Origin of the sequence: Gimibacter soli (assembly GCF_028463845.1) — a bacterium.
Classification (GTDB): domain Bacteria; phylum Pseudomonadota; class Alphaproteobacteria; order Sphingomonadales; family Kordiimonadaceae; genus Gimibacter; species Gimibacter soli.
In genome coordinates this window covers 364,901-384,389 of the sequence record NZ_CP116805.1, presented here as the reverse complement: position 1 = coordinate 384,389, position 19,489 = coordinate 364,901, and the positions used below count along the sequence as shown (strand labels likewise).

Genomic DNA, 19,489 nt, shown 5'->3' with positions numbered 1-19,489 from the left:
GAGGTCTGTTAGGGCACTCAGCCGGCGCGGCGTTTCAGGGGCGCGTAACCGCCCTTCTTGGCAAAATCGGCTTTCGCCGGAGCAGCCTTGCGACGGGTCGGTGCGCCCTTCGCCTTGGCAGCGTCACGCTCGGCACGGCGCTCGGCACCGTTGCCGCGCGGCTTGGCGCGGAATTCGGCATCCGACATTACGCGGGCCGGACGCTCGGTGCGCTCACCGCGCTCGCGCTTCTCGAAACCGCCTTCGCGTTTTTCGAAGCCACCCTCACGCTTGCCAAAGCCGCGTTTCTCACCGTCGCGCTTGTCGAACGAACGCTCGCCGCGGGGTTTGAAATCGCGCTTCTCGCCGCTGAAGCGGTCTTCGCGGGGCTTCCACTCACGCTTTTCACCGCCATCGCGGTCATCACGCTTGCGGTATTCGCGTTTTTCGCCGCCATTGCGGTCGTCACGGCCACGGAACTCGCGCTTTTCACCGCCGAAACGGTCTTCGCGGTCCTTGAACGGGCGTTTACCGCCTTCAAAACCGTCTTCACGGCGTTGGTAAGGCTTCTTCTCGCCGTCAAAGCGGTCCTCGCGGGGTTTGAAGTCGCGTTTGCCTCCTTCGAAGCGGTCCTCACGCGGTTTCCACTCGCGTTTCTCGCCGCCAAAACGGTCTTCGCGGGGCTTCCACTCGCGCTTCTGGCCTTCGTCGCGATCTTCGCGCGGCTTCCATTCACGCTTTTCGCCACCGAAGCGGTCTTCACGCGGCTTGTACTCGCGCTTTTCGCCGCCAAAACGGTCACCGCGCGGTTTGAAGTCGCGGCGCGGGCCATCCTTGCGGAAACCGTCGCGCTTGTAGCCGTCTTTCTTGAAGCTTTTCTTGGGGCCTTTCGACTTGTCGATGACCAGCTCGAACGGGTGATCGCTATCGGTTTCAAGCGTTGCACCGATCAGGCGTTCGATCGCACGCAGCAGGCCGAACTCGCCACGGTCAACCATGGTGAAGGCCTTGCCCGAGGCGCCGCCACGACCAGTACGGCCAACGCGGTGAACATAGGCTTCGGGGTCGATCGGGGTGTCCATGTTGATCACATGGGTCACGTCCTTCACGTCCAGCCCGCGGGCTGCAACGTCGGTGGCCACAAGATAGGAGAAGCGGTCGGTCTTGAACGAACGGATGGTGCGCTCGCGCTCGCGCTGTTTCTTGTCACCATGCAGCGAATCCGCCGCGAAGTCGTTGTCGTTCAGGAAATCGGCGATCTCGTCAGCCTGCGCCTTGGTACGCACGAACACGATCACGCGGCTTGCTTCTTCTCGGTCGATGAGGTGAAGCAGCAGCTTCGGCTTGTCGCCCTTGGTGGTGAAGAGCGCGCGGTGTTCGACAGCGTCTGCCACCAGCGTGGTGCGCTCGATCGATACTTCATGCGGGTTTTCGAGGAGGCTTTCGGTCAGCGCACGGATTTCGTCCGACATGGTGGCCGAGAACATGACGGCCTGGTGTTCCTGCGGCATCTTGCCGGCAACGGCACGCACGTCATCAAGGAAGCCCATGTCGAGCATGCGGTCGGCTTCATCGAGAATGAAGGTGTGGCAGTCATCGAGCCACACGGTGCCGCGCTTCATATGGTCGATCAGGCGGCCGGGGGTCGCGACAAGGATGTCGACGCCGCGCTCGAGGAAGGCGATCTGGGTGCGGTAGCTGTCGCCGCCATAGATGGCGCAGGTGCGGATCTTGACGAATTTGGCCAGGTCGCGGATCGCATCGTTGATCTGCTTGGCAAGTTCGCGGGTAGGCGCAAGGATCAGCGCGCGCGGCATCATGCGCATGGCGCGCTTGTCTTCGGCAACCAGCTTCTCAAGAAGCGGCAGTACGAATGCAGCGGTCTTGCCGCCGCCGGTTTCGGCAATACCGATCAGGTCGCGGCCTTCCATCAGGGCCGGAATGGTTTCGGTCTGAATGGCGGTCGGAGTGGTGTAACCCTGGGCTTCCACGGCGCGCAGCAAAGGCGCAGCCAGGCCCAGCGAGGTAAAATCGCTCATGGCTTGTCCTGTCTTTTTCTTCTCTATGGCGTGGAAACTTTTGTCCAGCGCCGGTCCAAATTGGCGGGAACTCTATTTCGCCGGGACCGGAAAGACGCCCACTCGTTGGGGCCACTGACAGGACCTGTGCGCTCGTCGCACGGAAACATCGTTCAAATGAAAAACCGGATAACGGCCCGGTCTTTTAGCCAGCCCCTCATTGGGCCGGTCATTGTCGCCGCGGCGGCTTATGACGGAATCAGCCGCCGATGTCAAGGATTGGCTGCAGGGGCGGCAATTTCAATGCTGGCCGAACCCACAATCGGCCCGTGCCCATAGCCCTTCTGCAGAAGGATGGCGGCATGATCCGCGCCGAGCGCCCGGCCGGCAGCAAGGTCAAGTTTCAGCTGGCGGGCATCGCCCTTCCAGTCGGCGATGATATCGCTGCCGCGCACCACATTCGTATAATGAAGCGTGCGGCCCGCATTCTCGCCGTCACCGATTTCAACCGTGGCGTCGGACAGATACCAGACGAGCCGGACGGCGATTTCCGCGCCCGTCTCGGTGGCCGGCAAATCCACGGTAAGATCATCGCCGTTCGCTTTCAGGGCGACAGGGACATGCGTTTGCTGGCCGGCCTTCAGTTTCTCCAGAAGGTCACGGATATGGGTGCGGTCCGACCCCACGCATTCATCAACGCCGTCGAACACCATCTGGGGCGTATAGACGCCGCCACGGCCAAGGCGCTTGTTATAGGCGGTCTGGCGCACGGCATTGTTGGGTTCGGCGAAAGTGTCCTGCCAGCCGAGCCTGTCCCAGTAGTCGACGGGCCAGGTAAGCGTCAGGATATCCGGATGATCGCGCAGCGAGGCAAGGGCCGCGTCCGCCGGCGGGCAGGACGAGCAACCCTGGCTCGTGAAAAGCTCAACAACGGTGGGCGAGGGGCCTTCCGCAGCGGCAGGCAGGGTGGCTGCGGTCGCGGTGACGGCAAGGCCCGCACAGGCGGCGGCACGAAGGATACGACGGATACGATACATGGCTTTCATGCGCCCAACCTATGCAAAGCCTGCGTCACTTGCGAATCACCAGTGTGTGAGGGTTCGGTTCCATGGGTGATTGTGACGCTTTCGTGATTCATGTAGATTGGCAGATGGGGTCGTGGTGCAATTCTGAGCCGGAAGACTGAGGCTGATTTATGGAACCGGCATCCTTTCGTGCGCAAGTACGGCCACTGGCCGAACTTGGCGACTACGAAACCAACCCGTTTCTGGCGCCCTATCACGCGCCTGTCCAGCGCTGGCTGAAGGCCGATGGCAGCGTGCCGCGGCGCCGCGATCTCGGCTTTCGCGATTTCGGCGGCTGGCACGATTCAATGATCGTGTCGGAAATCCTTGAAAGTGGTGATCTGAAATTCAAGCTGGTGGGCCAGCGTGCCGCCGAGATTTTCGGCGGGCTTATCCGCGCGGGCGGCAATTTCTCGACCGTGCCTGGGATCGTCTTTCCTGATTTCCACGGGCATTTCGGTGCGATCAGGGCCGGCGGCGTTTATGGCCGGGTCGAGGGGATCGTGCCGTTCGAGGGACGGGAACATGCCGCCCTGCATGTGCTTGACCTGCCGGTGATGGACAGCGAAGGCCGTATCACTTTCCTTTACTCGTTTTTCCGCCAGCGCCCAACTGTCCGGGCTTTCAGCGAATGACATGAAAAAGGCCGCTCGGAGGCGGCCTTTCTGATGATTGCGTTTGTGCGCCTGATCAGGCGGCAGCAAGGTTCCGGAGAACGAAGTGCAGGATGCCGCCGTGGCGGTAATATTCCACTTCGTTCGCGGTATCGATGCGGCACAGAACCTTGATGGCTTTCGTGGTGCCATCGGCGAAGGTGATGGTCACATCCACGTCCTGACGCGGGGTGATATTGCCTTCGATGCCGGTGATATCGAACGTTTCGGTGCCTTTGAGGCCGAGCGTTTCGCGGGTCATGCCGTCCTTGAACTGCAGCGGCAGGACGCCCATGCCAACGAGGTTCGAACGGTGGATACGCTCGAAGCTTTCCACGATCACAGCCTTGACGCCGAGAAGGTTGGTGCCTTTGGCAGCCCAGTCGCGCGACGAGCCGGTGCCATATTCCTTGCCGCCGACAACGACGAGCGGAATACCGGCATCCTGATACTGCATCGAGGCATCATAGATGGACATCACTTCGCCCGAGGGATAGTGCGTGGTCCAGCCGCCTTCAGTGCCCGGCGCCATTTCATTGCGCAGACGGATGTTGGCGAAGGTGCCGCGCATCATCACTTCATGGTTGCCACGGCGCGAGCCATAGCTGTTGAAGTCCGCCACGGCCACACCATGTTCCTGCAGATACTTGCCGGCGGGGCTTGCCGCCTTGATCGAGCCTGCGGGGCTGATGTGGTCGGTGGTGATGCTGTCGCCGAGGATGGCGAGCGGGCGGGCACCCTTGATGTCGTGGATTTCGCCCGGCGTCTGGCTCATGCCCTGGAAGTAGGGCGGATGCTGGACGTAGGTCGACTTGTTGTTCCAGTCGTAGGTTTCGCCCTCGGCCACCGGAATGGCCTGCCATTCGGGGGTGCCTTCGAACACGTTCGAATAGCGTTCGATGAACATTTCGCGGGTCAGCGACTTGGCGATGGCATCATGGACTTCCTGATTGGTCGGCCAGATGTCCTTCAGGTAAACCGGCTTGCCGTCTTTCGAGGTGCCGACCGGCTCTTTGGTGATGTCGGTCAGGATCGAACCGGCGATGGCATAAGCCACAACGAGCGGCGGCGAGGCCAGATAGTTGGCCTTCAGGTCCGGGCTCACGCGGCCTTCGAAGTTACGGTTGCCCGAAAGGACCGACGCGCAAACGAGGTCGTTGCCGTTGATCGACTTCGAGATCGGCTCATCAAGCGGACCCGAGTTACCGATACAGGTGGTGCAGCCATAACCAACGAGGTTGAAGCCGAGCGCATCGAGATGCTCGGTGAGGCCCGCCTTGGCGAGATAGTCGGTCACGACCTGCGAGCCGGGTGCGAGCGAGGTTTTCACCCAAGGCTTGCGCTTCAGGCCAAGCTCGTGCGCTTTCTTGGCGACAAGGCCGGCAGCAATCAGCACGCCCGGGTTCGAGGTGTTGGTGCAGCTCGTGATGGCGGCGATGCAGACATGGCCTTGCTTCAGGGTGAAGCTTTCGCCTTCAACCGCATATTCCTTGGTGTCGGAAAGTTTGCCAGCGGCTTCGAGGACTTTCGAGAAGCCCTGAACAACGCCGGTCAGTTCCACACGGTCCTGCGGGCGCTTGGGGCCGGCGAGCGAGGGAACGACGGTCGAGATATCAAGTTCGAGCGTGTCGGTGAAGACCGGCTCGGGGGTCGAGCTGTCGCGCCACATGCCCTGTTCCTTGGCATAGGCCTCGACGAGGGCCACGGTTGCGTCCGAACGGCCGGTGAAACGCAGGTAATTCAGCGTCTGGGCCGAGATCGGGAAGAAGCCGCAGGTGGCGCCGTATTCCGGGGCCATGTTGGCGATCGTCGACTGGTCGGCGATGGTCAGTTCGTCAAGGCCGTTGCCGTAGAATTCCACAAACTTGCCGACCACGCCCTTGGCGCGCAGCATCTGGGTGACGGTCAGCACGAGATCGGTCGCGGTGATGCCTTCCTTCAGCTTGCCGGTCAGCTTGAAGCCGACAACTTCGGGGATCAGCATCGAAACCGGCTGGCCGAGCATGGCAGCTTCGGCCTCGATCCCGCCCACGCCCCAGCCGAGAACCGCAAGGCCGTTCACCATGGTGGTGTGGCTGTCGGTGCCGACACAGGTGTCGGGGTAAGCGAAGGTCACGCCGTCTTCATCGGTGGTCCAGACCGTTTGCGCCAGATATTCGACATTGATCTGGTGGCAGATGCCGGTGCCGGGCGGTACGGCCGAGAAGTTATCAAGGCTGTTCTGGCCCCAGCGCAGGAACTCGTAGCGCTCGTTATTGCGCTCCATCTCGAGATCCACGTTCTGTTTGAACGCCATCTGGGTGCCGAACTTGTCCACCATCACCGAGTGGTCGATGACGAGGTCGCACTGGGCCAGCGGGTTGATCTTCTTCGGGTCGCCGCCGAGCGATTTCATCGCGTCGCGCATGGCCGCAAGGTCCACAACGGCCGGAACGCCGGTGAAATCCTGCATCAGCACGCGGGCCGGGCGATATTCGATCTCGTGGGTGCTTTTCCGGGTCTTCTGCCAGTCGACGAGCGCCTGGATGTCCGCGGTTTTGACCGTGGTGCCATCTTCGTAGCGCAGCAGGTTTTCAAGGAGAACCTTGAGCGTGTAGGGCAGGCGGCTCACATCGCCGACTTTCTCGGCAGCGGCCTTGAGGCTGAAAATGTCGTAAGACTTGTCGCCGACCTTAAGTTTGCGGCGCGTACCGAGGGTATCAAGACGCGGATGGGACATGGAAAAGGACCTCCATCAATGGGGACAGGAAGGCTCGGCCCGTAAGGGATTCTGGGCGAATCCGCCCGGCCAGCCCTGAAATCAGTGCCTTATCGCCCAACCCATGGCCAATTGCAACAAAGACTCCCGATTACCGGCACAAACTTGCCAAAAATTTCCGGCTCTGTGGCCTTCAAGACAATCGGGGTCGATAGGGCGTCAATCGCGGTCGAGACGGGGCGTGTAAAGATCAAGCTCGCCGGATGCTTCGAGCTCGGTAATGCGGCGGTCGATATGCGCGATAAAAGCCTCCATGCCGTCCCCGGGCCAGCAGGTCACACTTTCTTCGAAAGCGAGCAATGCAAAGGACGGATCATAGGCGAACCGGGCCGTCGAGTTCGCATCCAGATAGATGGCGGCGTCATTGTCATAAACGATCGTGTGCTCGACCCGGCCGGCGAGCAGGAGATTGAGCGATTCCACAAAGGTCGGCGATTTGACGAGCCGTGCCACTTTGGGCATGGAGGAATGGTTGGCGAGGTCGAAAAACAGGATCTGGTCGACCGCCACGGACCTGCCGAGCAACTCTTCTGCGTTCGTGACCGGTACGGATCCGGGCACAGACATCACATGGACCTTCATGAGGTTGAAGGGGCGGGAAAAAAGGATCTTGGCCCATTTTTCGGCAGGCATGTTGAAGCCCGGCACCATCTGGTGATCTTCCACGCTGATGGTACCAAAATAGCATTGGGTGCGGCCATCCTGCCAGTCGCGGACGCCGCGATAGCCGGGCAACACCGCCGGCTTGACAGGCCGGTCGAAGCCCTCCGTCAGCCGCGCCAGAAGACGGTTATAGGGAAGATTTTCATCGTCACCCAACAGGCCGTGCATCTGCTGCCCGGACATGATGATCGCCTCATCGGCGCTGGCGACGAACGAACAGGCAAGGAGAAGCCCTGCCAGCACAGACTTGAAACAGCTCTTCAATCTTTGCAGACCCCCGATCCTGCCTACTGTTCCCGCAGTATAGGGAACATGATCAGGGGTTGCAAAAGAGATAATCAGCCAGCTTCAGCCGGCGTTTTCGCGTCGATCGACAGGGCATGCAGGGGGCCTGCAAGCTCGGCCTTCAGGGCGTCCATCACCAGCCGCTGGCGGGCCAGACGGCTTTTGCCCTCGAAAATATCCGAGACGATTTTCACAGCGAAATGGCTTTCACCGTCCGAATAGCCCGAGTGGCCCTTGTGCATTTCCGATTGGTTGATCACATCGATAACCTTCGGCGACAGTGCCGCCGACAGTTTTTCCATGATCGCGTCCGAAACCTCGCCCATTGCTTTACTCCTTGCCCTGCGCCCTCTTGCCGCGCCTCTCACGAAAGACTTGTTTCTTGCGGTCCTCCGGGCGACATTGGCGCCCGAGAGTTACGGCTGGTGAGATTGTCACGAGAGATATAGGCGTCCCCGCCGTGCCGTTAAAGGCCTGTGTTATAATGGCCGACGAATTGATAGTGAGATGAAGGAAGATTCCATGACCGCCAATGCGGCCGATTTGCTCCCGCCCCTCCGGATGCCCGATACCGAAGTGAAAGTCCGCGACGCGTTCGGGATCGATAGCAATCTTGTTGTGCCCGCCTTTTCGGAAAGAAGCGAGCATGTGCCGGATATCGACGAAAGCTATGTGTTCGACCGGGAAACCACGCTCGCCATCCTCGCGGGCTTCGCCCATAACCGCCGGGTGATGATCCAGGGCTATCACGGGACAGGCAAGTCGACGCATATCGAGCAGGTCGCGGCGCGCCTCAACTGGCCGACCATCCGTGTCAACCTTGACAGCCATATCAGCCGGATCGATCTTGTCGGCAAGGACGCCATCGTCCTCAAGGACGGCAAGCAGGTCACCGAGTTCCAGGAAGGCATCCTGCCGTGGGCGCTCCAGAACCCCTGCGCCATCGTGTTCGATGAATATGATGCCGGCCGCCCGGATGTGATGTTCGTGATCCAGCGCGTGCTCGAAGTTGAAGGCAAGCTGACGCTTCTCGACCAGAACCGCGTGATTCGCCCGCATCCGGCCTTCCGCATTTTCGCCACCTCGAACACCATCGGGCTTGGCGATACGACCGGGCTTTATCATGGCACGCAGCAGATCAACCAGGGCCAGATGGACCGCTGGAACATCGTCGCGACCCTCAATTATCTGGAACATGATATCGAAACCGAAATCATCCTGAAGAAGGAGCCGGGCTTCCAGACGGAAGAAGGCCAGCGCATGATCTCGAATATGGTGCATGTGGCAGACATGAGCCGGGCAGGCTTCATCGCCGGGGATATTTCCACGGTCATGAGCCCGCGGACGGTGCTTTCGTGGGCGCAGAATACCCGCATTTTCGATGACGTGGGCTTTGCCTTCCGGGTCAGCTTCCTCAACAAATGCGATGAAGCCGAACGTACCATCGTCGCCGAATATTACCAGCGCGCCTTCGGGCAGGATCTGCCGGAATCGGCTGCGAACGCCGTGCGCCGGATGTAAGTCAGGGGCACCCCGCCACCATGCCCGACGACAGCCGCAAGAAGATCGAAGCCTTTGAAAGCGCCGTCGCGGCGACCGCCCGTGCGGTTGCCGAAGACAAGGGGCTTTCCGTGCGCTTCGTTGCCGATCATCCCGGTCTTTCGGGCGGTGAAATGCGCCTGCCGCACCTGCCTGCCCAAGCCGCCGACCGCGATATCGCCGAAATCCGGGGCGTGGCTGACGCGCTTTCGCTGCGCCACCGGTTCCATAACCCGGTGATGCACGCGCGGCTGGCACCGACCGGCAGCCTTGCCCGCGCCATTTTCGATAGCGTTGAAACTGCCCGCTATGAGGCCATCGGCAGCCGCCGGATGGACGGCATGGGGGTGAACCTCACTGCCCTTGCCGAAAAGCGGGCGCTGGCGGCTGGCCTTGGCCGCCCGGCTGAGGATGCCAAGGCGCATATGGCGGCGGTTGTCGGCCTTCTGGTGCGCGAACGCCTGACGGGGGAAGAAGCCCCGCTTTCGGTTGACGGATCGGTCGCCACCCTGCGTCCGCTCATCGAGGCGGCGGTTGGCCACCATCTCGACAAGCTTGCCGAGCGGATCGGCGACCAGCAGAAGGCTTCGGTGATTGCCCGCACGCTGATTTCGGAACTTCTGGGTGATACGCCCGGCGAGAATGATTTCGAGGACCGCGACGAGGATGGCGGCGACGATGCCTCCGCTTCTGCCGCCGAACAGCCGGGCGGCGATACCGAAGAGGCCGAAGGCGACGAGGCCGCAGGGTCGGAACGCGGTGAATCCGACGGTGAAGACAGCGCCGAGGGCGATGACGACGGTGACGCTGCGGTCGAGGACACCGAAGGCGAGGCCAGCGAATCGGGGGAAGGCCGGCGTGAATCCTCGATCCCGTGGCGGCCCAATCGTCCGCTCGAGGAACTGACCGATGCGGCCTTCTATGAAGTCTACACCGCAGCCTACGACGAAACGATCCGTGCAGAAGACCTTTGCGATACGGAAGAGCTCGACCGGCTGCGGCGCTACCTCGACCAGCAGATGGCGCACCTGTCGCGCGCCGTTTCGCGGCTCGCCAACCGTTTGCAGCGTCGCCTGCTGGCGCAGCAGCGCCGTCACTGGCAGTTCGATCTTGAGGAAGGCATCCTTGATGCCGGGCGCCTGTCGCGTGTGGTCACCAACCCCACGCAGCCGCTTTCCTACAAGCTCGAATCCGATACCGATTTCAAGGATACGGTTGTCACGCTCCTCATTGATAACTCCGGTTCGATGCGCGGACGGCCCATTTCCATCGCCGCCATTTCCGCCGATATCCTGGCCCGCACGCTGGAACGCTGTGGCGTCGCGGTCGAAATCCTGGGCTTCACCACCAAGGCCTGGAAGGGCGGCCAGTCGCGCGAGGAATGGCTCACCGCCGGTCGTCCGCAGAATCCAGGCCGCCTGAATGATCTTCGGCACATCATTTATAAAACGGCCGATACGCCGCTCCGCCGGGCGCGCCGCAACCTTGGCCTGATGATGCGCGAGGGGCTCCTGAAGGAGAATATCGACGGTGAAGCGCTCCTCTGGGCGCATAACCGCCTGATCGCCCGGCCCGAAGACCGCCGCATCCTGATGGTGATCTCGGATGGTGCCCCGGTGGACGACAGCACGCTTTCGGCCAACAGCGGCACCTATCTTGAAAAGCACCTGCGGCAGGTGATCCGCTGGATCGAGGAACGCTCGCCCGTGGAACTGATTGCGATTGGTATCGGCCACGATGTGACACGATATTATCAAAGAGCTGTGACTATTCTGGATGCCGAACAGCTTGGAGGAGCCATGACAGAGCAGCTTGCCGCCCTTTTTGAGGAGGTTGTCCCCACCCCGCGCGGAGCGATGCGGCGGTGAGTGCGCGTCATATTGCCATCGCCGGTTTGGCGCTTGTCGCCGCTGTCGGCGCCGTCGCCGGCAAGCTGATGAAGGGCGACGAGGTAGCGGCGCGCGAGGAACGCCCCGCCATCACCCGGAGCTTCGGCCAGAAGATCGATCTTGTCACCACGCCGATCCCGCTGAATTCGAAGGACCCGTCGGTCAAATCTGTCGGCAAGCTCGACTATCTCGCCGGCTGGACCCTGAAGGCCGAGCACTGGCAGTTTGGCGGCTATTCGACATTGCTGATCGACCCATCGCCGCGCGGCGCTTTCCGTTTCCGCTCGCTCAGCGACAAGGGGCTGTGGCTCGAGGCTTTCTTTGACCCCTCAAACGAAGCCGCGCCCTTCACCGATCCCGCGATCATCTGGCAGCGCCCGCGGCCCGATGTGACGGCACTTTCCGACAAGGCCGCCGATTCCGAAAGCGTGGTGCGCGCCCCGCTTGGTTATCTCGTCGGTTATGAAGGGCTGCACCGGATCGAATATATCAGCGAGCCCGGCGGCACCAGCTGGTGGCCGGACCGCATGAAGAAGCTCGATTTTGCGGGTGTGTCCGATAATGGCGGGCTTGAAGCCATCGCCTGGATGCAGGACCGCACCCGGCTTCTGGCCTTCATTGAAAACGGGCTGGATACCGAAGGGCGCCTGCGCGCCTTCCTGATCGGCCCCACGGCAACCGAACGGCTTTATTTCCGCCCGCCGCTCAATTACGCGCCGACCGACGCAGCCACGATGCCGAACGGCGATATCCTTGTGCTGATGCGCCGTTTCAACCAGATGGACGGGATCGGCGCCAAGCTTGTGCGCATCAAGGCCGAAACGATCCAGCCGGGCGCCACCATGGAAGGCGAAGAACTGGCGACCTTCGTGCCGCCGCTCGCCGTCGATAATATGGAAGGCCTTGATATCGGCACCGATGAGGCCGGCAACACCATCGTCTATATGATTTCAGACGACAATCTGAACATCCTGCAGCGCACGATCCTCCTTGTCTTTCGCCTGCGCGAAGACTGAGCACCGGGCTGCCACCTCACCCCTAAAATGAAAACGCCGCGAAGGTTTCCCCTCGCGGCGCTTCATTACGGAAGCCTTGCTTCGCTGACCCCTCAGGCGGCAGCAGCGGCTTTCTTCTTGATCTCTGCCTTCAGCTTCTGGGCTTTGGGCGAGAGATTGGCATCGCGCTGCTTCAGGAGGAAGTTGTCGAGGCCATGATTGTGTTCGACCGAACGCAGGGCGTGGGTCGAGATGCGCAGGGACACGGAACGGCCGAGGGCATCGGAAATCAGGGTAGCTTGCACGAGGTTCGGCAGGAAACGGCGACGGGTTTTGTTGTGAGCGTGGCTCACGTTGTTGCCGGTCATTACTTTCTTGCCGGTAAGTTCGCATACGCGCGACATGATCGTTATCCTTGTTTTTCTGCCGGGGAGGGCAAAGCCCAAAACCCGGGAATCGTTATGATCTGCCCGCCATTGATAGCAAGCAGTGCGCGGGGGATACGAGAAAAGCGGCCAAGAGTCAAGCGTTGCCCTGCCATTTGCCGGGCCGAAAAGCGCCACTGCGGGCTTGGCGCGCTGGGCAATCGCCCTTATATCAGCCACAAGAACGGCAGTGAGGGGCCTGAAGCGTGAGTATCATCAAGGCCGTCCTTGGCCCCACCAATACCGGCAAGACGCACTATGCCGTGGAACGCATGCTGGCGCACGCCTCGGGCGCCATGGGCTTTCCGCTGAGACTTCTGGCGCGCGAGGTTTACGACCGGGTCGTCGCGATCAAGGGCAAATCCCGCGTGGCGCTTGTGACCGGCGAAGAGCGGATCGTGCCGCAGGGCGCGCGCTATTTTCTCTGTACTGCCGAGGCCATGCCGCGCGATGCGGGGGTCGAGTTCGTGGCGATCGACGAGATCCAGATGGCGGCGGACCCCGAGCGCGGCCATGTTTTCACCGAACACCTTCTTTATACGCGCGGGCTATCGGAAACGCTGCTTCTCGGCTCCGATACCATGCGGCCGCTGATCCAGCAGCTGGTGCCGGACGCGGAAATCATCAGCCGGCCCCGGCTGTCGACGCTTTCCTACGCCAAGCCGCAGCGCCTGCAGCGGCTGCAGCGCCGCTCCGCCGTCGTCGGCTTTTCGGCGGCGGATGTGTACGGCCTTGCCGAGCTTGCCCGGCGCCAGAAGGGCGGGGTTGCCATCGTCATGGGTGGCCTTTCCCCCCGCACCCGCAACGCGCAGGTCGGCATGTACCAGTCGGGCGAGGTCGATTATCTGATCGCCACCGATGCCATCGGCATGGGCCTTAATATGGATATCGGCCATGTGGCCTTCGCGGGGCTCACCAAATTCGATGGCCGCATCTTCCGTCACCTGTCGCCCGCCGAGGCCGCCCAGATCGCCGGTCGGGCTGGCCGGTTTGAAAAAGACGGCACCTTCTCGACGCTTTCCGGCACCGATGGCATGGACCCTGGCATGATCTCGCGGATCGAGGATCACGCGTTCGAACCCGTCCGCCGGATCGTATGGCGCAACCACCGACTCGACTTTTCCTCAATCGAATCCCTGACATGGTCGCTTGAAGCGCCGCCGCGCATCGAAGGGCTGATGCGGGCCCATGATGCGGTTGATGTGCGCACCCTGAAGGCGCTGGCGGCCGATCCGGCAATCAGCGGGCTCGCCAAGAGCGAGGCGGCTGTCCGGGCGCTCTGGGACGCCTGTCAGGTCCCGGATTTCCGCAAACTTCACATGGATGACCACCTGCATCTGGTGCGGCGACTGTATGAAGCCCTGATGGGGGAAACCGGTACCATCCCGCATGACTGGATCGCGCGGGAGGTGAAGCGCCTTGACAATATCGTAGGCGACATAGATACCTTGGCCGGTCGCATCGCCAGCATTCGGGTGTGGACCTATATTTCCCACAAGAAAAGCTGGCTCGCGGACGCGGCCCATTGGGCCCATGTGACGCGCGGGGTGGAAGACAAACTTTCCGACGCCCTGCATGAACAATTAACCCAGCGCTTTGTGGACAGGCGCACCGCCGTCCTGATGCGCTCGCTCAGGCAAAGGGGCGAACTCAGCGTGAGCATCGATAACGAGACCAATCAGGTGTCTGTCGAAGGACATGACATCGGCGAACTTCATGGCTTCTCCTTCAAGGCGGAACCGGGTGCAGCAGGGAGCGATCAGCGCACCCTCGAAGCGGCAGCGCAAGCAGCCCTCGGCGCCGAGATGACCCGCCGGGCCAAGCTCTTTGCCAATGTAGGCTACAAGACGCTTTCCCTCGACTTTTCCGAAGGCCTCGCTTTCCCGCGCCTCTTGTGGGAAGGGGCGGTCGTTGCGACGGTTCATGATTCGGGTGCGATGTTCGCGCCGCGGGCAAAACTGGCGCGCGATGTCCTTCTGGACGGCGACAATGCCGATCTCGTGCTGTCGAAGACGCAGGAATGGCTTGATGAGCGGGTGACCGACAAGCTCGGTCCGCTGGTCAATCTTGCCCGTGAACTGAACGGCGAAATCGAGGCTCCGGAAGGCGCCGAAGCGCTTTCGGGCACGGTGCGCGGTATCGCTTACCGCCTCGTTGAAGGTTTCGGCGTACTGAGCCGCGCTGATGTGGCTTCCGATCTCAAGTCGCTGGATCAGGATGCCCGCAAGGGTCTGCGCCGTTTCGGCATCCGCATCGGCGCCTTCAGCCTTTACATGCCGCTCCTCCTGAAGCCGCACGCCACCGAGCTGCGCCTGATGATGTGGGCGATGAAAACGGGTCAGGCTGCCCTGCCGCCGATCCCGACGCCGGGCATGGTGTGGGTTGAGGCCGAAGCAACAGCCCCGGTCGATTTCTACAATCTCGGCGGTTTCCGCCTTGCCGGCAAAAAAGCCGTCCGCATGGACATGATGGAACGCCTGGCCGATGCCGTGCGTCCGCTCGGCTCTGCGGGTGACTGGTTCGAAGTCACGCCCGAAATCATGGGCCTTGTCGGCCTGTCGGGCGAAGATTTCGCCGCTGTCATGCAGGCTATCGGTTACGGTCACGAGATTCGCTCCCTGCCCGTGGTGCCGAAGGCGGCCCCCGTGGCGGCTGAGGCGGAAGCTGCCCCTGTTGCTGAAGGCGAAGAAGCGGCTCCGGCTGTGGCCGAAGACGCTGCGCCGGTCGAAGTACCGGCTGAGGTGCCTGCTGAAGCGGTGGCTGCGGGTGCCGAGCCTGAAATGGTTGAACGCTATGTCTTCCACTGGGCACCGGCGCGTCGTCCCCGTCCTGAAGGCGGTGACCGCAAGCGTGGTGGCGGCAAACCGAACCCGGGTGGCAAGCGTCATGGTGGCGGTGAGCATCGCGGCGGCCCCAAAGGCGAGCGGAACGAGCGGGGCGGCAAGCCGCGCGGCGACCATCGCGGCCCCAAACGTGAAGCCCGTCCGGAAAAGCCGATGGACCCTGATTCGCCCTTCGCGGCACTCGCCGGGCTCAAGGACCAGCTTTCCCGCAAGAAATAGGCCCCCTCGATGGCTGACGGTACCAGCCTCCGGCTCGACAAATGGCTCTGGTTTGCGCGCTTTTTCAAGTCGCGCAGCCTGGCCGCCGAGGCGTGCCGCGGCCACAAGGTGCGGCTCAATGGCGGCCATGTTGCGAAGGCGGCGGCCACCGTCAAGGTTGGCGATATCCTCACCTTCGCACGCGGCGAACGCCTCTTCACGGTCAAGGTGCTGGAGCTGGGGGTCCGCCGTGGCCCGGCCCCGGAAGCCCAAGCCCTGTATGAGGACCTGAGCCCGCCACCCCCGAAGCGCGATGACCCCGATATTCCGGCGCCTGTCGCGGCCCGGGATGCCGGTACAGGGCGCCCCACAAAGGCCGAGCGCCGCGCGATGGACCGCCTGCGCGCGGGTGACGACTGAGTGTTCCGGTGAAAAGGCCGTTGCGGGCGCATGCTTTTTTGCGCTAAACCGCATTGAACTATTTGAGCGCGCAGCCGATTGAGGAATAGGAGACACCAATGGCCTATGTCGTTACCGAGGCCTGCATCAATTGCAAATTCATGGATTGCGTCGAGGTTTGTCCTGTCGACTGCTTCTATGAAGGCGAGAACATGCTCGTCATCAATCCCAATGAATGCATTGACTGCGGTGTGTGCGAGCCCGAGTGCCCGGCCGAGGCGATCCTGCCCGATACCGAGGACGGCCTTGAGGAATGGCTGGAGCTCAATGCCAAATATTCCGAAGACTGGCCGAATATCACGGTGAAAGGCGATGCGCCTGCCGATGCGGAAGACTGGAAGGGCAAGCCGGGCAAGAAAGATCTCCTGTCCCCGAAACCCGGCCAGGGCAGCTGATTCCTGTAGCCGCTTGACTCGCAAGGACTATTCGCGGCCATCTCTGTTGCACTGCACAGAATCCGCCGTGAGCCCCGGAATTCTGCGAATTTTTTGAAGAATAGCCCCTGCGGGGGCTACTTTTTTTGTTGAACTTGTGTTACAATCCCCCGCGATAGTGCCCTAAAGCCAATTCACGGCCCGGGTCACGATGGTCCGTGCCATCAATCAAACATAAAGTCGTCGCTCGAATGCCTGGCTTTGGTTCCAGAGTCCGGTCAAGGGTGGCGATGCCTCTGCGGGTGGAGCATCGCGGGACATCCACCCGGCGGCCTAAGGCGCCGTACTGCAGGAAACTGCCCCGGCACCGAGAGCGCCGCACAGTATAATGGAAAAGGACTGATTACCGTTATGGCAAGCAAACCGAGTAAGCATCCCTTTGCTGTGGGTGATTATATCGTCTATCCGAAACATGGCGTTGGCCGCATCGTCGAGCTGGAAAGCCAGGAAATCGCAGGCATGAAGCTGGAGCTTTATGTGATCCGCTTCGAAAAAGAACGGATGACCCTGCGTGTGCCGACCAACAAGGCTGATGGCAGTGGCATGCGCCGCCTGTCGTCCGAAGCGACCCTGAAGGAAGCCTTCACGACGCTGAAGGGCAAGGCCAAGGTAAAGCGGACCATGTGGAGCCGCCGCGCCCAAGAATACGAAGCCAAGATCAATTCGGGCGACCTTGTGTCGATCGCCGAAGTGGTGCGCGACCTGCACCGCGGTGCCGACCAGCCCGAACAGTCCTACAGCGAGCGCCAGATCTATGAAGCGGCCCTTGGTCGTCTGGCACGCGAACTTGCCGCTGTTGAGGATATCGACGAGGCAGCCGCCATCGTGCGCCTCGAAAAGGAACTGGCTGCCTGATATAAGGCAGACATAGCTTTACTCCTGAGCAAGGCTCGGCATCCCTTCATTGGGGCCGGGCCTTGTTTCATTCCGGAGGTAAAGTTTCCAGCTGGTCGGGGTGGGTGAGCGCAATGTGCGGCCCGCCTTTCCAGTCGACAAAACCGGTGACCCGCACCTTGCGCCCGGTGAGCGCAAGCGGATCATTGCCAATGGCCGCCATGCGCTCCGCCAGCCGTTTGGGGATTTCGACTGTGAAGTCGCGTCGGTAATCCTCACCGAAATTCAGATAGAGCCTGTCGCCGGCCTTTGCGGCCTTCAGGACCGTTCCTTCGACCAGTGCGAACCGGCCCGTTACACTACCCGCATTCTCAGCGCTCGTTGGCGCATAGGCCCGCAGCGACCAGAGGCCGGCCTTGGCGTCGCGGGCGGTGTTTGCCATATCGATGAGCGCGGGAACCGAGATCTTCTCACCGGGGCGGGCGTAGGCGAAAGCCGCGCCCTCCGCTACCAGTCGGGCCTGCAGCCATTCACCGTCCTGCACCACATGGGCGACAAGTGCGCCGTGCCGGTCGGGTCGATTGCTTTCACAGTGAAGGGATACGGTTCTTTCAAGGGCCAGCCGTTCAAGCGCTGCTTTCGCGACCTTTGCGTGCGGCCAGTCCTCATGGGGGCTTTTGGGCGCTGCGACACGGGGCGCAAGGATATGGGCGAGGCGAACCTTGGTGCCGTCTTCAAGTGTGAGCTGATCGCCGCTTGTGATCATTGTTACCCGGCCACCGCCACAAGACGTCAGGCCCTCCGGCAGGCCGGAAAGGCCAAGGACGGCGAGAAGTGCGACGATGATTGTGACCACCTCAGCCTTCTGTCTTGGTCATTTTCGGGCGTTTGCCCTTGCGCGGCAGCCCGGCGAGCGGGAAGTTCAGGCGCACGATCGTGCCCTCACCGACCCGCGACTGGATATCGAGCGATCCGCCCATCAGCTGCATGAAGCGCTGTACAAGCGGCAAACCAAGCCCGGTGCCCTGCTGGCGGCGCACCCGGATATCGTCCGCCTGCCCGAAAATCTCCATGGCGCGGGAAAGATCCTCGTCCGACATGCCATAGCCGGTATCGGTGACCGTGATGGCATAGCGGGTGCTGGTCAGCTCTCCCGCGATGCTGATGGTGCCGCCTGTGGGTGTGAATTTCAGGGCGTTGGACACCACATTGATCAGCACCTGTCGCATCACGCGGGCGTCGGATTCGATCTGGGCGAATTCACACCTTTCCTCGAAGGTGATTTCTTTCGTACGGGCAGCAGCTTCGAACATGCCAAGCACGGCTTCCACAATCTCGGATGGGTCGACCTGATCGGGCGAGAGCTCGAAACGTCCGGCCTCAAGCTTCGAAAGGTCCAGAATATCATTGATGATGGCCAGAAGATGCTGGCCGCTTTCGGCGACAAGCCCCAGATATTCGCGGTTCTTCTCGCTGCCAAGCGGCCCGAAGGCTTCGGACTTCAGCAGATCGGTAAAACCGAGGATCGCGGTCATCGGCGTGCGGATTTCATGGCTCATGGAGGCCAGAAAATCCGATTTTCCCCTGCTTGCCAATTCAAGCTGGTCCACAAGCGCCGATGCACGGCGCACGAAAAGCGCTACAACAATCCCCAGGAGGACCAGCAGTGTCACCGTGGGGGTCGCCGCATTCAGAAGCATGCGCCGGCCCGGCTCTCGCGGGACCCAGGTCAGGCTGGCAATCGGTGCATCGTCGATGCCGTACAACACATGTTCAGTTTGGTTGAAGTTGCCGTCATCAAGCCTGAGGTTATCGATATTGGCGCCCCCGCCTACGTTACTCCAGTCCTCCGCCCGCATGGCGCGAACCATGACGAGCGTGGCATGCCTGTCAGGGGGCAGTTCCTGCCATGACGGCATTTCAGAGACAGGCAGGACAGGGGACACGACAACAAGATACAACTCATCTGCGATCCGGACAAAACCGCTGCGGGTTGGCAGGGCAGAATTGCGCGCAATGGCAAGAATGACCCGCCCGGCTGTCGATTGCATCCAGGCCTGGCGGCTCGGCATACCGGCCGGGATATAGGTGCCAAGGTCGGCGCCGGCATAGCCGACGATCAGCACACTATCCACATGCAGGGTGCCGTCGACCGTGGCGCCAACGTTGCGGTCGATCCAGCCCTTGTCGTACTCGATCAAGGTGTTGATGACGAAATCGTCCCACCAGGCATAGTCTTCGGCAAGGGCTTCGAATTCGGACCGCAGGTTGCCAACAGCAAGCTTCAGCGAGCGTCCCTCATTCTGCAGGGCGATCTCGTCCTCTTCACTTGCCAGATAGATCACCGTCACCATCAACGAGGCGACGGAAAGACCGATCGCCAGAAAGACGGGAATGACCAGTCTGCGGAATTCCATTGAAAACCTTGCCTCGCCGACCGTGGGACACTGCTG

Annotated in this window: 16 protein-coding genes; 8 read left to right on the top strand and 8 right to left on the bottom strand. The window is 61.5% G+C overall.

The annotated features are described in order from the left end of the window. Nucleotides 1-17: 17 nt before the first annotated feature. On the bottom strand, nucleotides 18-2,018 hold the full coding sequence (locus tag PH603_RS01775; RefSeq protein WP_289504204.1) for a DEAD/DEAH box helicase: 2,001 nt from the start codon (nucleotides 2,016-2,018) through the stop codon (nucleotides 18-20). 251 nt (nucleotides 2,019-2,269) lie between these two features. Then, nucleotides 2,270-3,043, bottom strand: a complete 774-nt coding sequence (locus PH603_RS01770) for a DUF1223 domain-containing protein (RefSeq protein WP_289504203.1) — start codon at nucleotides 3,041-3,043, stop codon at nucleotides 2,270-2,272. Nucleotides 3,044-3,192: 149 nt separating this feature from the next. On the opposite strand from PH603_RS01770, the gene PH603_RS01765 reads away from it, so the two are divergent. Continuing rightward, nucleotides 3,193-3,696 (top strand): PAS domain-containing protein, encoded by a 504-nt coding sequence (locus tag PH603_RS01765; protein WP_289504202.1) that lies wholly within the window; start codon nucleotides 3,193-3,195, stop codon nucleotides 3,694-3,696. A 55-nt stretch (nucleotides 3,697-3,751) separates the two neighbouring features. On the opposite strand, the gene acnA is transcribed toward PH603_RS01765, so the two are convergent. The 3 genes from acnA to PH603_RS01750 form a co-directional block, all read right to left on the bottom strand. Next, complete coding sequence (gene acnA / locus PH603_RS01760; RefSeq protein WP_289504201.1) at nucleotides 3,752-6,433, bottom strand: aconitate hydratase AcnA; 2,682 nt, start codon at nucleotides 6,431-6,433, stop codon at nucleotides 3,752-3,754. 198 nt (nucleotides 6,434-6,631) lie between these two features. Then, complete coding sequence (locus tag PH603_RS01755; RefSeq protein WP_289504200.1) at nucleotides 6,632-7,399, bottom strand: type 2 periplasmic-binding domain-containing protein; 768 nt, start codon at nucleotides 7,397-7,399, stop codon at nucleotides 6,632-6,634. Between the two features lie 74 nt (nucleotides 7,400-7,473). After that, nucleotides 7,474-7,746 carry a BolA family protein gene (locus PH603_RS01750; RefSeq protein ID WP_353507360.1) on the bottom strand — a complete coding sequence of 91 codons (273 nt, stop codon included), beginning with the start codon at nucleotides 7,744-7,746 and terminating at the stop codon, nucleotides 7,474-7,476. 196 nt (nucleotides 7,747-7,942) lie between these two features. On the opposite strand from PH603_RS01750, the gene cobS reads away from it, so the two are divergent. From cobS to PH603_RS01735, 3 genes are read left to right on the top strand one after another with little or no spacing between them, the layout of a single operon-like run. Further along, nucleotides 7,943-8,941: a cobaltochelatase subunit CobS gene (gene cobS / locus PH603_RS01745; RefSeq protein ID WP_289504199.1), complete on the top strand. Its 999-nt coding sequence runs from the start codon at nucleotides 7,943-7,945 to the stop codon at nucleotides 8,939-8,941. Nucleotides 8,942-8,961: 20 nt separating this feature from the next. Further along, a complete protein-coding gene (gene cobT, locus PH603_RS01740; RefSeq protein ID WP_289504198.1) occupies nucleotides 8,962-10,827 on the top strand; it encodes a cobaltochelatase subunit CobT in 1,866 nt (621 codons plus the stop codon). Further along, nucleotides 10,824-11,864 (top strand): esterase-like activity of phytase family protein, encoded by a 1,041-nt coding sequence (locus PH603_RS01735; RefSeq protein ID WP_289504197.1) that lies wholly within the window; start codon nucleotides 10,824-10,826, stop codon nucleotides 11,862-11,864. Before cobT ends, PH603_RS01735 begins: the two co-directional genes overlap by 4 nt. A 92-nt stretch (nucleotides 11,865-11,956) precedes the next feature. Here the strand turns inward: PH603_RS01735 and rpmB are convergent, their stop codons facing one another. Then, entirely contained in the window at nucleotides 11,957-12,247 is a 291-nt protein-coding gene (gene rpmB, locus PH603_RS01730) for a 50S ribosomal protein L28 (RefSeq protein ID WP_289504196.1), read from the bottom strand. Nucleotides 12,248-12,474: 227 nt separating this feature from the next. Here rpmB and PH603_RS01725 point away from each other — a divergent pair, with 227 nt between their 5' ends. From PH603_RS01725 to PH603_RS01710, 4 genes are all read left to right on the top strand, one after another. Next, nucleotides 12,475-15,330, top strand: a complete 2,856-nt coding sequence (locus PH603_RS01725; protein WP_289504195.1) for a helicase-related protein — start codon at nucleotides 12,475-12,477, stop codon at nucleotides 15,328-15,330. A 9-nt stretch (nucleotides 15,331-15,339) separates the two neighbouring features. Further along, complete coding sequence (locus PH603_RS01720; RefSeq protein WP_289504194.1) at nucleotides 15,340-15,729, top strand: RNA-binding S4 domain-containing protein; 390 nt, start codon at nucleotides 15,340-15,342, stop codon at nucleotides 15,727-15,729. Nucleotides 15,730-15,827: 98 nt separating this feature from the next. Next, the gene (gene fdxA, locus PH603_RS01715) at nucleotides 15,828-16,163 is read left to right on the top strand and encodes a ferredoxin FdxA (RefSeq protein WP_289504193.1); all 336 of its coding nucleotides are present in this window, start codon (nucleotides 15,828-15,830) and stop codon (nucleotides 16,161-16,163) included. Nucleotides 16,164-16,553: 390 nt separating this feature from the next. Beyond that, nucleotides 16,554-17,057: a CarD family transcriptional regulator gene (locus PH603_RS01710; protein ID WP_289504192.1), complete on the top strand. Its 504-nt coding sequence runs from the start codon at nucleotides 16,554-16,556 to the stop codon at nucleotides 17,055-17,057. 67 nt (nucleotides 17,058-17,124) lie between these two features. On the opposite strand, the gene PH603_RS01705 is transcribed toward PH603_RS01710, so the two are convergent. Both PH603_RS01705 and PH603_RS01700 read right to left on the bottom strand, forming a co-directional pair. Then, a complete protein-coding gene (locus PH603_RS01705) occupies nucleotides 17,125-17,892 on the bottom strand; it encodes a thermonuclease family protein (RefSeq protein WP_289504191.1) in 768 nt (255 codons plus the stop codon). A gap of 1 nt (nucleotide 17,893) precedes the next feature. Then, nucleotides 17,894-19,453 carry an ATP-binding protein gene (locus PH603_RS01700; RefSeq protein ID WP_289504190.1) on the bottom strand — a complete coding sequence of 520 codons (1,560 nt, stop codon included), beginning with the start codon at nucleotides 19,451-19,453 and terminating at the stop codon, nucleotides 17,894-17,896. Nucleotides 19,454-19,489: the final 36 nt, after the last annotated feature.